This window comes from Inquilinus limosus (assembly GCF_051487185.1).
In the GTDB taxonomy this organism is placed as follows: domain Bacteria; phylum Pseudomonadota; class Alphaproteobacteria; order DSM-16000; family Inquilinaceae; genus Inquilinus; species Inquilinus limosus_F.
In genome coordinates, this window is the sequence record NZ_JAHVDK010000016.1 from 1 (window position 1) to 14,699 (window position 14,699).

Below are 14,699 nucleotides of genomic sequence, written 5' to 3' on the forward strand. Positions count from 1 at the left end.
CTACAGCACGAAGTCTGCCGCGGTGAGCGCGTGGTCGGAGATGACGTTGATGGCGAAGTCCGGGATCTTGTCGCCGTTGGCGTCGGCATAGACCACCTGGATCGCCCCCGCCGTAACCACCCGCAGCTCGCCGGCCTGGCGGGTGAAGTCCCCGGTGCCAAAGGTGAAGCCAGTGTCGCCATTGGCCGAGTTGCCGTCCGCATCGATCGCCGACAGGTCGATCCTGTCGCCGACCGAGAAATCCCGGATCGCGTCCTTGCCGAGGCCCGAGACCGCGCTGTCGGACAGGGCGGTGTAGACAAAGCGGTCGTTGCCGGCGCCGCCCTTCAGCGCGTCGCCGTTGCCGCCGCCGGTGAGCACGTCGTCGCCGGCCATGCCCCACAGGGTGTTGGCGTTGGCGTCGCCGGTCAGCGTGTCGGCCTGGGCCGAGCCCATCACCTGCTCGATACCGGTCAGCGTGTCGCCCTGGGCGTCGCCGCCCGAGGTCGCGCCGGTCGCCAGGTTGACCGACACCCCGGCGGCGGAGCCGGCGTAGCTCGCCGTGTCGATGCCGGCCCCGCCGGCCAGCGTGTCGGCCCCGCCATTCCCTTCGAGGATGTCGTTGCCCTCGCCGCCGTCGATGGTCGTTCTCGCTGCCGGCATCGACGCTGTCGTTGCCGGTGCCGCCATGGACGGTGTCGACCCCGGCACCGCCGACGAGGCGATCGGCGCCGTCACCGCCATCGAGGCTGTCGTTGCCGCCCTCGCCCGAGAGCACGTCGTCGCCGCCATTGCCCGCGAGCGTGTCGTTGCCGAGCTCGCCGCCGATGATGTTGCGGGTGTTGTTGCCGGTCAGCTGGTCGTCATGGCTCGACCCGTACAGGTTCTCAATGCCGGTCAGCGTGTCGCCCGCGGCATCACCGCCCGAAGCGGTGCCGGCCATCAGGTTGACCACAACCGCCGCGCCGGAGCCCTGGTAATTGGCGAAGTCGAGGCCGTTGCCGCCGTCGAGCACATCGGCCCCGGCCCCGCCGCGGAGCGTGTCGTCGCCGGCTCCGCCATCAAGGACGTTGGCCGCGGCGGAGCCGTACAACCGGTCGCCGAAGCCGGAGCCGATGAGATTCTCGATGCCGGTGAGCGTGTCGCCCTGGGCCTCGCCGCCCGAGCCGCTGCCCGTCACGAGGTTGACCGTGACGCCGGCGGTCGAGGTGGCATAGGTCGCCGTATCGGCGCCCGCGCCGCCGTTCAACGCATCGGCGCCGGCGCCGCCGTCGAGCAGGTCGTTGCCGCCGGCGCCGGTGAGGGCGTTGAATCCGGCATTGCCGGTCAGGACGTCGGCGAGGTTCGAGCCGCTGACGCCCTCGACGGCGTTGAAGGTGTCGCCCTCGGCATCGCCGCCGGTCGCGGTGTTGGTCGCGAGGCTGACCGTGACGGCCGCTGTGGAGGCGGTATAGTCGGCCGTGTCGGTGCCGGTCCCGCCCCGCAGAGCGTCCGCGCCGCCGCGGCCCGAGAGCACGTCGTCACCGGCGCCACCGATCAGGACATTCACCCCGGCATCGCCGTTGAGCAGGTCGGCGAAGGCCGAGCCGGTGAGGTTCTCGATGCTGCTGAAGGTGTCGCCCTGGGCATCGCCGCCCGTCGCGTTGAAAGTCGAGAGGCTGACCGTGACGCCGGCGGCGGAGGTGACATAGGTCACCGTGTCGGTGCCCGCACCGCCGATTAGCGCGTCGGCCCCGGCGCCGCCCTGGAGCGCGTCGTCGCCGTTGCCGCCGGTCAGCACATTGGCCGCGGCGCTACCGACCAGGGTGTCGTTGAAGGCCGAGCCGGTGAGGTTCTCGATCGTGTTCAGCGCATCGCCCTGGGCGAAGCCGCCGGTGTTGACGTCGGTCAGCAGGTTGATGCTCACCGCCGCGGTGGACGCGGCATAGGTCGCCGTGTCGATGCCAGCACTGCCGTTCAGCACGTCGGCCCCGGCGCCGCCGTCGAGCAGGTCGTTGCCGCCGCCGCCCGTGAGGGTGTTGGCGCCGCCGCTGCCAGTCAGCACGTCATCAAAGTTGGAGCCGGTGACGTTCTCGATGCTGTTGAAGGTGTCGCCCTGGGCCTCGCCGCCGGATGCGGCCCCGGTGCCCAGGTTGACGGTCACCGCGGCGCTGGACTGGGCATAACCGGCGGTGTCGGTGCCGGCGCCGCCGTTCAGCACGTCGCCGAGCACCCCGCCCTCAAGATAGTCGTTGCCGTTGCCGCCGCTCAGCGTGTCGGTGCCACTGCCGCCGATGCCGCTGAAATTGTCGCCGTAGAGCTGGTCGTTGCCGTCGAGGCCGTTGAGCGTGTCGTTGCCGCCGCCCCCGGCCAGGATGGTGTCGACGGACTGATTGGCGGTCTGGGTGTCGTTGAAGCCGGTGCCCAGGACCCACTCGATGCCCATGATGGTCACGCCCCCGGTCACGGTCCCGGCGAGCAGGTTGACGGTGAGGCCCGAGCCCCAGACGCGGCCGTCGAAGATATCGGCGCTGCCGGCGCCGCCGTCCAACGTGTCGGCGCCGCCGCTGATCTGGATGTAGTCGTTGCCGGCGCCGCCGCGGACGACGTTGACACCGCCGTCGCCGGCGAGCTGGTCGTTGAAATTGCTGCCGATCAGGTTCTCGAAGCCGCTCATGCTGTCGCCCTGCGCCTCGCCGAAGGCGCCGACGGCGTTCAGGGCCAGCCCGACGCCCGCGGCGGCGTTGACGAAGGAGAGCGTGTCGATGCCGGCGCCGCCGCTCAGGACATCTTGGCCCGCGCCTCCCGAGATGATGTCGTTGCCGCCGAGGCCGCTGAGCGTGTCGTTGCCGCCGCCGCCATTGATGATGTCGATGCCGTCCGGGTTGGCCGCATCGCCCGGATTGGTCCCGGTCAGGGTGTCGGCGCCGGCGGTGCCGTTCAGGGTCTGGGTCACGGATCTTCCTCCTGAGTCGGGCGCTGCCGGTCCCAGGGGAACGGCGGGGCTAAAATGCGCCCCGGTCGGCTAGAGCCTGAAAATATGAAAGATCTAGCAGAAGTCCTGCATATCCCGTCAGGCGAAAATCTCGCCAGCAAGGATTCAACTTGCCGGCGCATCCCGACAGGGAGGCCGGGCCGGTAACCACAAATGGCGAAGTTCCGCCCGAAAGGGCCGCCCGGCCGCTCCGGGCGGCCGGGCCGCACGATCCGTCAGAGCAGGAAGTCGCTCGCCGTCAGGGCATGGTCGGAGATGACGTTGATGGCGAAGTCGGGGGCCTTGTCGCCGTTGGCGTCGGCATAGACCACCTGGATCGCCCCCACCGTCACCACCCGCAGCTCGCCGGCCTGACGGGTGAAGTCGCCGGTGCCGAAGCTGAAGGCGGTGTCGCCATTGGCCGCGTTGCCGTCGGCATCGATCGCGGACAGGTCGATCCGGTCGCCGGTCGAGAAGTCGGTGATCCCGTCCTTGCCGAGGCCCGAGACCGCGCTGTCGGACAGGGCGGTGTAGACGAAGCGTTCGTTGCCGGCGCCGCCCTTCAGCGCGTCGCCGCCGCCGCCGCCGCTGAGCACGTCGTCGCCGGCCATGCCCCACAGGGTGTTGGCGTTGGCGTCGCCGGTCAGCGTGTCGGCTTGGGCCGAGCCCATCACCTGCTCGATGCCGGTCAGCGTGTCGCCCAGGGCGTCACCGCCCGACAGCGCTCCGGTCGCCAGATTGACCGCCACCCCGGCGGCGGAGCCGGCATAGCTGGCCGTGTCGATGCCGGCGCCGCCGGTCAGCGCGTCGGCCCCGCCATTCCCCTCGAGGATGTCGTTGCCGTCTCCGCCGTCGATCTGGTCGTCGCCGGCGCCGCCATAGACATTGTCATGGCCGGCCTCGCCGAAGACCTGGTCGTTCTCGCCGCCGGCATCGACGCTGTCGTTGCCGTTGCCGCCATGGACGGTATCGACCCCGGCGCCGCCGATCAGCCGGTCGGCGCCGACGCCGCCGTCGAGGCTGTCGTTGCCGCCCTCGCCCGACAGGGAATCATCGCCACCATTGCCGGCGATGCTGTCGTTGCCATTCCCGCCGCCGATGATGTTGCGGACGTCGCTGCCGGTGAGCTGGTCGTCGAGGCTCGACCCATACAGGTTCTCGATACCCGTCAGGGTGTCGCCTTGAGCGTCGCCGCCGGAGGCGATGCCGGCCAGCAGGTTGACGGCCACCGCCGCGACCGAACCCCGGTAGCTCGCGAAGTCCGACCCGGCACCGCCGTTGAGCGTGTCGGCCCTGGCCCCACCGTGCAGGAAATCATCGCCCGCCCCGCCGCTCAGCGCATTGGCGCCGTCATTGCCGAACAGCCGGTCGGCGAAGGCCGACCCGACGAGGTTCTCGATGCCGGACAGCGTGTCGCCCTCGGCGTCGCCGCCCGAGGCGGTGTTGGCGGCCAGGTCGATCGTCACGCCGACGGCCGAGGCGTCGTAATAGACCGTGTCGATGCCCGTGCCGCCATTGATGGCGTCGGCGCCGCCATAGGCGTTGATCTGGTCGTTGCCGTTGCCGCCGCCGACGACGTCGCTCCCCGCGCCGGAGCGGATCGTGTCGTCGCCGTCGCCGCCGGTGAGCGAGTTGGCGCCGCCGTCGCCGATCAGGGTGTCGTTGAAGGCCGAGCCGACGAGGTTCTCGACGCCCGCCAGCGTGTCGCCCTGGGCATCGCCGCCCGCGCCGGTGCCGCTGGCCAAGTTGGCGGTCACCCCGACGGTCGAGTTGTTGTACCACGCCGTGTCGATGCCGGCGCCGCCGATCAGGGCGTCCGCGCCGGCTTCCCCGGCCATGGCATCATTGCCGGCGCCGCCGTCGATCCTGTTGGCGCCGGCATTGCCGATCAGGTTGTCGGCAAGGCCGGAGCCGACGACGTTCTCGATCCCGTCCAAGGTGTCGCCCTGGGCGTCGCCGCCCGCGCCGGTGCCGTTTCGGAGGTCGATCGACACGGCGGCGGTCGAGTTGTTGTACCAGGCCGTGTCGATGCCGGCACCGCCGATCAGGGCGTCCGCACCGGCTTCTCCGGCCATGGCATCGTCGCCGGCGCTGCCCTCGATCCGGTTGTTGCCGGCATTGCCGATCAGGTTGTCGGCGAGGTCGGAGCCGATGACGTTCTCGATCCCGGTCAGCGTGTCGCCCTGGGCGTCGCCACCCGAGGCGCCGCCGTTTCGCAGGTCGATCGAAACGGCGGCGGCGGACCCGGCGTAGCTGGCCGTGTCGATGCCGGCGCCGCCGTTGAGGGCATCGGCCCCGGCGCCGCCGCGGAGCGTGTCGTCGCCACCGCCGCCGGCGAGCGAATTGGCGCCGCCGTCGCCGATCAGAGTGTCGTTGAAGGCCGAGCCGATGAGGTTCTCGATGCCCGACAGCGTGTCGCCCTGGGCGTCGCCGCCCGTGCCGGTGCCGGTGGCTAGGTTGACGAGCACCCCGATGGTCGAACCGTCGTAATAGACCGTGTCGATGCCCGCGCCTCCATTGATGACGTCGGCGCCGCCATAGGCGTTGATCGCGTCGTTGCCGTTGCCGCCGCTGACGACGTCGTTCCCCGCGCCGGAGCGGATCGTGTCGTTGCCGTCGCCGCCGCTGAGCGAGTTGGCGCCGGCGTCGCCGATCAGGGTATCGTTGAAGGCCGAGCCGACGACGTTCTCGACATTCTGGAAGGTGTCGCCTTGGGCGTCGCCGCCGAAGCCCTGGCCGGTGGCCAGGTCAACGGTCACCGCCGCGGTGTCGTAATAGACCGTATCAATGCCGGCGCCGCCGTTGATGGCGTCGGCACCGCCATAGCTGGCGATCTGGTCGTCGCCGCCGCCGCCGTCGATCGCATTGGCCCCGGCATCGCCGCGCAGGGTGTCGGCGAAGGCCGAGCCGATCAGGTTCTCGATGCCGGTCAGCGTATCGCCCTGGGCGTCGCCACCCGAATTCCCGCCGAAGGTGAGGTCGGCGGTGACCCCGGCGTTCGACTGGGCATAGCTCGCCGTGTCGGTGCCGGCGCCGCCGTTCAGTGTGTCTGCCCCGGCGCCGCCATCGAGCAGATCGTTGCCGTTGCCGCCGTCCAGCACGTTGACCACGCCGTTGCCGAACAGGATGTCGTTGAAGGCCGAGCCGGTGACGTTCTCGATGTTGGCCAGCGTGTCGCCCTGGGCGATGTTGCCCAGGCCGCTGCCGAGGGCTAGGTTGACGGCGACCCCGCCGGTCGCCTGGGCATAGGTCACCTGGTCGGTACCGTTGCCGCCGTCCAGCGCGTCGGCTCCGGCGCCGCCGTCGAGCAGGTCGTTGCCCTCATAGCCGAAGAGGCTGTTGGCCACGGCACTGCCGGTCAGAACGTCGGCGAAGCCCGAGCCGTTGACGTTCTCGATGTCGATCAGCGTGTCGCCCTGGGCCTCGCCGCCGGATGCGGCCCCGGTGGCCAGGTTGATGGCCACCGCAGCGCCGGAACCGTAGTAGTTGATGCTGTCGACCCCGGCGCCGCCGTTCAGCACGTCGCCGAACTGGCCGCCTTCGAGAACGTCGCTGCCGGCCCCGCCGTTCAGCGTGTCGGCGCCACCGGTGACGACGGCGCCGGCGAAGTTGTCGCCGTACAGGGCGTCATCGCCATTGGCGCCGTTGAGCGTGTCGGCGCCGCCGAACCCGGCCAGCGTGGTGCCGATGTTCAGGTTGGCGGTCTGGATGTCGTTGAAGCCCGTGCCCAGGACCAGCTCGAAGCCGGAGAAGGTGCAGCCCGCGGTCCCGCCCTGCCCGATCCCTGTGCTCAGGTTGACGTCGATGGCCGCGCCGTAGACGCGGCCGTCGAGGATGTCGTAGCCGTCGCCGGCGATCATCGTGTCGGCGCCGCCGCTGAGCTGGATGTAGTCGTTGCCGCCGGCGGTATCGATCACGTTGTTTCCGCCGTCGCCGGCGATCTGGTCGCCGAAGGCGGTGCCGGTCACATTCTCGAAGCCGCTCATGATGTCGCCCACGGCTTCGCCCGCGGCGCCGAAGGCGTTCAAGGCCAGCCCGACGCCCGCGGTGGCATTGGCGAAGCTGAGCGTGTCGATGCCGTCGCCGCCATTCATGGTGTCGGCGCCCAGGCCGCCCTGGATGGTGTCGTTGCCGGCCAGGCCGTTCAACGCGTCATCGCCCGCGCCGCCATTGATGATGTCGATGCCGTCCGGGTTGGCCGGATTGCCCGGATCGGTCCCGGTGAGAGTGTCATTGCCGGCGGTGCCGTTGAGGGTCTGGGTCACGGAATGTCCTCCACTGTCGGGTCGGCGCCGCACTTCTTGCGGGAGCGGCCGAGCGTCGAATGCGCCCCTCGGGACCGGGGCAGATCGCAGTGGACGGGATTTATCAGACGTTGCGCATACCTGGTTAGGTCCAGATCGGACAACTCCATGGGTCCAGATGCGGCTCCGATGAGTCCAGATGACCGGAATCGATGAGTCCAGATTGCGCCGGTCGGCGAAATAAGATCTTATTCAAGCCGTGGGCGTTGCTGTGGGGGGCGCGTGGCGGCCGACGATATCCTGTGGCGGCAGTTGCTGACGCTGTCGCGCCGGCCGGACCTGACCCTGCAGGCCCAGCTGCGGGGCGCCATCGCCCAGGCGGTGCTGGACCGGCGGCTGCCGCCGGGCACCGAGCTGCCGTCGTCGCGCCGGCTATCCGAGATCCTGGACATCAGCCGCAACACCGTGATCCTGGCCTATGACCAGCTGACCCAGGAAGGCTTCATCACGGCGCACAGCCGGTCGCGGCACATGGTCCATCCGGCGGCGCTGGAGAATGCGGCGCGGGCGGCGGGGACGCGGCCCGACCCGCCGGTGCGGCGGCCGGACTGGACCGGGCGGCTGGTGAGCCGCCCGTCCCGCACCCGGCACGTGACCAAGCCGCTCGACTGGTACAATTACCGCTTCCCCTTCGTCTACGGCCAGCCGGACCCGACCCTGTTCCCGATCGCGGAATGGCGCGAGGTGGTGCAGCTGACGCTGCGCTCCGTCGCCATCCGCGACTGGGCCGGCGACCATGTCGACGCCGACGACCCGCTGCTGATCGAGCAGCTGCAGAAGCGGGTGCTGCCGCGCCGCGGCATCTGGGTGTCGCCGGAGCAGATCCTGGTCACGTTCGGGGCGCAGCAGGCGCTGTACCTGGCCGCCGCCCTGCTGCTGGGGCCGGAGAGGACGGCCGGGATCGAGCAGCCCGGCTATCCCGATATCCGCAACCTGTGCCGGCAGTTCGGCGCGCGGATCGTCGGGCTGCCGATGGACCGTCACGGGCTGAAGCCGAGCGGCAGCCTGGCCGGATGCGACATGCTGTTCGTGCAGCCGAGTCACCAGAACCCGACCACCGTGACCATGCCGCTGGCGCGCCGGCAGGAGCTGCTGCAGGCGGCGGCGGTGCACGACCTAGTGATCGTGGAGGACGACTACGACAGCGAGCTGACCTTCGTCGGCGAGGCCAACCCGGCGCTCAAGGCGCTCGACCGCGACGACCGGGTGATCTATGTCGGCAGCGTGTCGAAGACCTTGGCCCCGGGGCTGCGGCTGGGCTTCATGGTGGCGGCGCCGGAGTTCATCGCCGAGGCCCGGGCGATGCGGCGGCTGATCGCGCGGCACCCGCCGGCCAACAACCAGCGCGCGGTGGCGCTGTTCCTGCAGCTCGGCCACCACGACGCCGCGATCAAGCGGCTGATCGCCGCCTATCGCGAGCGTGTCGCCGCGATCGGGGAAGGACTGCGCACCCATCTGCCCGAATTCGAGTTCCGGCTGCCGGCCGGCGGCTCCGCCCTCTGGGCCGAGGGGCCGGCTGACGTGTCGATGAACGCCGTCGCCGCCGCGGCCGCGCCGCAGGGCCTGCTGTTCGACCCCGGCGCCGTGTTCTTCGACCACCCGGTGCCGCCGGAAAACGTGGTCCGCCTCGGCTATTCCGCCATCCCGGTCGACCGCATCGAGCCCGGCATCCAGCTGATGGCGCGGCTGGTCCGCGCCCAGCGGCACGGCGGCCGGCAGGCGGGGTGACCGGTTCCGCTAGGCCGGGAACAGCTCCGGCAGCATCGTCCGCGCGATCGGACGGAGGCGCATAGCCTCGGCTTCGTCGATCCAGCGGTAGGGGCGGCGCAGTCGCGTGCCGACCGGGCCCCAGCCGCCGATCGCCGCCAGCAGCTTGTCGAGCGCCGCGTTCGAATAGCCGTGCAGGCTCCGGAACGGCACGATGTGTTGGTCCATGAAGCGGCAGATCCGGCGCTCCAGGTCGAGGGCGGCTTCGATGGCGACCGCCATCCGGTCAGTCCAGGCCTGCGCCCCCGCCGGGCTGAGGCAGGCGACGTTGGAGAAGGCGCCGGCGGCGACGCCGTGCTCCATGCCGGTGGCGAGGTGATGGCCCGGGACGAACAGCGCGGTGCCGGACAGATGCTGCTTCGCCACCGCGTACCAGGCGTCATCGCCATCCGCCAGCTTGATGCCGGCCACCGCCGGCACCGCCCGGACCAGCCGGCCGAGCTCCTCCGGCGCCAGGACGCGCTTGGCATGCGGCGGGTTGTAGAGGATCAGCGGCACCGGGCCGGCGGCCTCCGCCATCAGCGCCAGGAAGTCGACCGCCTCCGGCTCGGTCACCGGCCACCAGTCCGGCAGCACCACCTGGATCGCTGCCGGCCCGAGATCCCGCGCCAGCCGCACCCGCTCCCGCGCCAGGCTCGGGTCCGGCTGGCAGGCGCCGATCACGAAGGGCACGCCGCGGGCCCGACATCTCTCGGCGAGCAGCGTCTGGATCGCGGCGTATTCCCGTTCGGTCTGGTTGTGGAACTCGCCCGCCGTGCCGTTCGAATAGATGCCGTCGACCCGCGCCGCGATCAGCAGGTCGATCTCCTCGGCCAGGCGGCCGAAATCGATGCTGTCGTCATCCGCGATCGGCAGCAGCAGCGTCGCCCAGTTGCCGCGCAGCACGGCCTTCGTCCCGGTCATTGGCTGACGTCCTGTCTGATGCACGCCTTGAAATGCCCCGGCTCCACCTCCTCCAGTGGCGGGACCACCCGGGCACAGGCGTCGATCGCGTGGGGACAGCGGGTGCGGAACACGCAGCCCGAGGGCGGGTTGGCCGGGCTCGGGATGTCGCCCTTCAGGATCTGACGCTGGCGCGGCCGGTCGGGGTCCGGCTCTGGGATCGCCGACAGCAGCGCCCGCGTGTAAGGGTGCTTCGGCGCGGCGTAGAGCCGCTCGCTCGGCGCGATCTCCATGATGCGGCCGAGATAAAGCACGATCACCCGGTCGCAGATGAACTCCACGACGGCGAGGTCGTGGGAGATGAACAGCATGGTCAGGCCGAGCCGCAGCTGCAGGTCGCGCAGCAGGTTGATGATCTGCGCCTGCACCGAGACGTCGAGCGCCGAGACCGGTTCGTCGGCGACCAGGAACTCCGGCTCCAGCGCCAGGGCCCGGGCGATGCCGATGCGCTGGCGCTGTCCGCCGGAGAATTCATGGGCGTAGCGCTCGACCGCATCCGGCGGCAACTCGACCGCCTGCAGCGCCGCTCGCGCCCTGTCCAGCCGCTCGCGCCTTGTACCGATGCCCTGGATGGCGAGGCCCTCGGTCAGGATCTCGCCGATCGTCATGCGCGGCGACAGGCTGGCGAACGGGTCCTGGAAGATGTACTGCATCCGCCGCCGCTGCCGGCGCATCTCGGCGCGCGACAGCCTGGTCAGGTCCAGGCCGTCGAAGACGACCTCCCCGGCGGTCGGTTCGATCAGCCGCAGCACCGAACGGCCGATCGTGGTCTTGCCCGAGCCGGATTCACCGACGAGGCCGACCACCTCGCCGCGGTTGACGTCGAAATTGATGTCGTCGAGCGCGCGCACCAGCGGGCCGCGGCCGAAGGCGCCGGGGCCGAAATGCTTGGCCAGGCCGCGGACGGCGAGAAGCGGATCGGCCATGGTCAGAGCTCCTGCCAACGGATGCAGCGGCTGAAGTGGCCCGGGGCGACCTCGGCCGGCGCCGGCACGGCCGCGCGGCAGGCCTCGACCGCATGCGGGCAGCGCCCGGCGAAGGCGCAGCCGGGCGGCATGGCGGCGAGGCTGGGCACCGTGCCGGGGATGGTGGCCAGCTTGGCGCCCGCCGCCTTCAGCCGCGTCGCCTCGCCCAGCTTCGGCACCGAGGCCAGCAGGCCGATCGTGTAGGGGTGGCGCGGATGCCGGAACACCTCGCGCACCGGCCCGGTCTCGACGATCCGGCCGGCATACATCACCGCCACGCGGTGGGCGATCTCGGCGACGACGCCGAGGTTGTGGGTCACGAACAGCACCCCCATGCCGCGCTGGTCTTGCAGTGTCCTGAAGAGGTCGAGGATCTGCGCCTGGATGGTGACGTCGAGCGCCGTCGTCGGCTCGTCGGCCAGCAGCAGCGTCGGATCGCAGGCCAGCGCCATGGCGATGGTGGCGCGCTGGCGCATGCCGCCCGACAGCTCGTGCGGATACTGCCCGGCCCGGCGCTTCGGGTCGGGGATGCCGACGCTGTCGAGCAGATCGACCGCCGCGGCCCAGGCCGATTTTCGGTCGCGGCCGAGATGGATCCGGATCGGCTCCGCAATCTGGTCGCCGATCGTGTAGACCGGGTTGAGGCTCGTCATCGGCTCCTGGAACACCATGCCGATGTCGTTGCCCCGGATCCGCCGCCGCGCCTCCCCGTCCAGCGTCACGAGATCCCGCTCCTGCCCGTCCTTGCCGCGGAAGCGGATCGATCCCTCGGCCACGCGCCCGGCCTTGGCCGGCAGCAGGCCCATGATGGAGAGGCTCGTCACCGACTTGCCCGAGCCGGACTCGCCGACCAGCGCGACGGTCTCCGCCGCGCCGATGGCGAGGTCGAGATCCGCCACCGCGGTCACCTCGCGCCCGCGGATGCGGAACACGGTCCGCAGCCCGCTGACATCGAGGATCGGGTGCTGAGCCTCCGCCATCTTTCCTCTCAGGCCAGTAGGCCGGTCGCCTTCAGGATCGCCTCGACCTTGGCGGCCTCGGCGTCGTTCAGCGCCCGCTGCGGCCGGGCCATGACGTTGGTCTCGATGATGCCGAGGCGGCGCATCGCGGTCTTGAAGCCGCCAACGCCGGCCGAGCCGGCGCTGGTGCGCGGCAGGCTGACCCAGACGATCTCGAACAGGCGGCACAGCCGCTCCTGCTCCTTGCGCGCCGCCGTCCAGTCGCCCTTGCGGCACAGATCGTAGAGGCGGACATAGCCGTGCGGGTCGACATTGGCGAGGCCGGGCACGATGCCGTGCGCGCCCGCAGCAAGGGCGGAATCGCAGACGATCTCCGACCCCGTCATCATCGCGACTTCCGGCTTGTCGGCGAGGTCCATCAGGGCGAAGCGGAAATTGCCGTCGTCGCCGCTCGAATCCTTGAGGCCGGCGATGGTGCCCTCGCGGGCCAGCGTCACCACGCTGGCGCGGTCGAGCTTGACGTGGACGCAGACCGGGATGTCGTAGGCGATGACCGGGAGGTCGATGCCGTCGCGCACATAGCGGAAATGGTCGGCGACCTCCGGCGCGCTGGTACGGGTATAGAACGGCGCCGTCACCACCGCCGCGTCGACGCCGATCGACTGTGCGACTTTGGCGTGGCCGATGACGCGGTCGGTGGTCGGGTCGATCACCCCGGCCAGGACGGGCACGCGGCCATTCGCGACCTTGACCGCATGCTCCAGGATCCGCCGCCGCGTCGCCTCGTCGTGGAACACCACCTCGCTGGTCGAGCCGAGCACGAACAGGCCGTGCACGCCGCCGTCGATCAGGTGCTCGAGTACGCGGGTGAAGGACGGGTAGTCGACCTGGAAATCCGCGGTCAGCGGGGTGACGACGGGCGGGACGACGCCGTGGAAGGCTGGGGCTGGTGCCATGATGGGCTTTTTCTCGCGGCTCAGTTGAGTTCGGATCGGGGGTCGAAGGCGTCGCGCAGGCCGTCGCCGACGAAGTTGATGGCGAGCACGGTGATCACGAGGGCCGCGCCCGGGAACAGCCATTGCCAGGGGTACTGCTCCAGCACCACGGTGCTGCGCGCGGCGTTCAGCATGTTGCCCCAGCTCGCCTCCGGCGGCGGCACGCCGAGGCCGAGGAAGGACAGGCCGGCTTCGAGCAGAATGGCGGCGGCGATCTGCAGCGTGGCGTAGACGACGAGGATGTCGATCGAGTTCGGCAGCCCGTGCCGCCACAGGAGATGGCCGAGGCCGGCGCCCATGCCGCGCGCGGCGACGACGAAGTCGCGCTCGCGCAGCTCCATCAGCCGGGCCCGCACCATGCGCGCCAGCACCGGCCAGGACAGCAGCGAGATGACGATGATGGTCGGCACGATACCGGCGCCGGTGATCGAGGCCAGGACCAGCAGCGAGATCACCGGCGGCAGGGTCATGGCAAGGTCGACGAAGCGCATGATCGCGGCATCGGCGAAGCGGCCGGCCATGGCCGAGACCGCGCCGATCAGGAAGCCGACCACCACCGAGATCGCGACCGAGACGACGGCGACCAGCAGCGAGATGCGCCCGCCCTGCAGCACCCGGGCCAGGATGTCGCGGCCGACGCCGTCGGTGCCAAGCCAATGCGCCGCGCTGGGTCCCTTGTTGAGCGCGAGCAGGTCGATGTCGTTCGGCTTGTGGCCGAGGATCAGCGGATAGGCGACGATCAGGACCAGCATCGGCACCAGGATGGCGATGCCGGCCAGCGCCGCGCCATTGGCCGCGAAGCGCCAGAAGGCGCGGGCCAGCGGGCCGTTGCCGCCGCGCCGGCGGGAGAGGTCGACGACCGCCATGTCAGGTCACCTGGATCCGCGGGTCGATCGCCGCATAGGCGATGTCGGTGAGGAGGTTGGCGACGATCACGCAGGCGCCGACCACGAGCGTCGCGCCCATGATCACCGGGTAGTCGCGGGTCTCGACCGCATTGACGAGCAGCAGACCCATGCCCGGCCAGTTGAAGACGCTTTCGAGGAAGATCGCCCCGCCGACGGCGATGCCGATGGTCGAGCCGATCAGGGTGACGACCGGCAGCAGCGCGTTGCGTAGCGCGTGCTTGATGATCACCCAGAACTCCTTGACCCCCTTGGCGCGGGCCGAGCGGACATAGTCCTGGTTCAGCACCTCCAAGAGCGAGGCGCGCATGTAGCGCATGATCAGCGCGGCATGGCCGATCGAGAGCAGCAGCGCCGGCAGGATCAGATGGCTGAGGAGGTCGCCGAGGGAGAACGGTGCGCCGGGAGTCAGCATGCCGCCGGACGGTGCCCAGCGGAGCAGCACGGAGAAGACGTAGAGGCCGACCAGCGCGGTTAGGAAGGCCGGGCTGGAGATGCCGAGGAAGGCGGCGACGGACAGGCCGACATCCGTCGCCGAGTTGCGCCGCACGGCGCCGACGATGCCGGCGCCGATCCCGATGACGATAGCGATCGCGAGGCCGGTGACCATCAGCAGCAGGGTCGGGCCGATCCGCTCGGCGACCAGGCCCAGCACCGTCTCGCCGTTGCGCTGGAGCGAGAAGCCGAGATCGCCACGCAGCGCACCGCCGAGCCAGGCCAGGTACTGCACCGGCAGCGGCTGGTCGAGGCCGAGACGGGCGCGCACTGCCGCCATCTCCTCCTGCGACATCGCCACATTCGGGTTGATGTAGGCGTCGATCGGGTCGCCGGGCGCGAGCCGCAGCAGGATGAAGATCAGCAGGCTGAGGGCGACCAGCATGCCGATCCCGACCGCGAGGCGACGAAGGCAATAGTTCAGCATGGCGTTCC

Annotated in this window: 9 protein-coding genes and 1 pseudogene; 1 reads left to right on the plus strand and 9 read right to left on the minus strand. The window is 70.5% G+C overall.

The window, feature by feature from the left end; genetic code table 11:
- The 3 genes and pseudogenes from KXR53_RS18830 to KXR53_RS18840 all read right to left on the minus strand — a co-directional run bounded on the left by KXR53_RS18830 (window position 1) and on the right by KXR53_RS18840 (window position 7,197).
- Complete coding sequence (locus KXR53_RS18830; RefSeq protein WP_437376937.1) at window positions 1-771, minus strand: M10 family metallopeptidase C-terminal domain-containing protein; 771 nt, start codon at window positions 769-771, stop codon at window positions 1-3.
- A pseudogene (locus KXR53_RS18835) lies at window positions 671-2,914 on the minus strand (beta strand repeat-containing protein); the annotation flags it as partial. The gene KXR53_RS18830 and the pseudogene KXR53_RS18835, both read right to left, overlap by 101 nt.
- 254 nt (window positions 2,915-3,168) lie before the next feature.
- Window positions 3,169-7,197, minus strand: coding sequence for a beta strand repeat-containing protein (locus KXR53_RS18840; RefSeq protein WP_437376794.1), 4,029 nt, complete (start codon window positions 7,195-7,197; stop codon window positions 3,169-3,171).
- Window positions 7,198-7,458: 261 nt separating this feature from the next.
- Between KXR53_RS18840 and KXR53_RS18845 the strand changes: the two genes are divergently transcribed.
- Window positions 7,459-8,964, plus strand: coding sequence for a PLP-dependent aminotransferase family protein (locus KXR53_RS18845; protein WP_437376795.1), 1,506 nt, complete (start codon window positions 7,459-7,461; stop codon window positions 8,962-8,964).
- 9 nt (window positions 8,965-8,973) lie between these two features.
- Here the strand turns inward: KXR53_RS18845 and KXR53_RS18850 are convergent, their stop codons facing one another.
- Genes KXR53_RS18850 through KXR53_RS18875 form a run of 6 tightly spaced genes read right to left on the minus strand, consistent with a single transcriptional unit; the run spans window position 8,974 to window position 14,691 of the window.
- Window positions 8,974-9,906, minus strand: coding sequence for a dihydrodipicolinate synthase family protein (locus KXR53_RS18850; protein WP_437376796.1), 933 nt, complete (start codon window positions 9,904-9,906; stop codon window positions 8,974-8,976).
- Complete coding sequence (locus KXR53_RS18855) at window positions 9,903-10,871, minus strand: ABC transporter ATP-binding protein (RefSeq protein ID WP_437376797.1); 969 nt, start codon at window positions 10,869-10,871, stop codon at window positions 9,903-9,905. The genes KXR53_RS18850 and KXR53_RS18855 overlap by 4 nt, the downstream gene beginning before the upstream one ends.
- Before the next feature lie 2 nt (window positions 10,872-10,873).
- The gene (locus KXR53_RS18860; RefSeq protein WP_437376798.1) at window positions 10,874-11,890 is read right to left on the minus strand and encodes an ABC transporter ATP-binding protein; all 1,017 of its coding nucleotides are present in this window, start codon (window positions 11,888-11,890) and stop codon (window positions 10,874-10,876) included.
- 8 nt (window positions 11,891-11,898) lie between these two features.
- Window positions 11,899-12,825: a dihydrodipicolinate synthase family protein gene (locus KXR53_RS18865; RefSeq protein ID WP_437376799.1), complete on the minus strand. Its 927-nt coding sequence runs from the start codon at window positions 12,823-12,825 to the stop codon at window positions 11,899-11,901.
- A gap of 20 nt (window positions 12,826-12,845) precedes the next feature.
- Window positions 12,846-13,730 (minus strand): ABC transporter permease, encoded by an 885-nt coding sequence (locus tag KXR53_RS18870; protein ID WP_437376800.1) that lies wholly within the window; start codon window positions 13,728-13,730, stop codon window positions 12,846-12,848.
- Window position 13,731: 1 nt separating this feature from the next.
- On the minus strand, window positions 13,732-14,691 hold the full coding sequence (locus tag KXR53_RS18875) for an ABC transporter permease (protein ID WP_437376801.1): 960 nt from the start codon (window positions 14,689-14,691) through the stop codon (window positions 13,732-13,734).
- Between the last annotated feature and the right edge of the window lie 8 nt (window positions 14,692-14,699).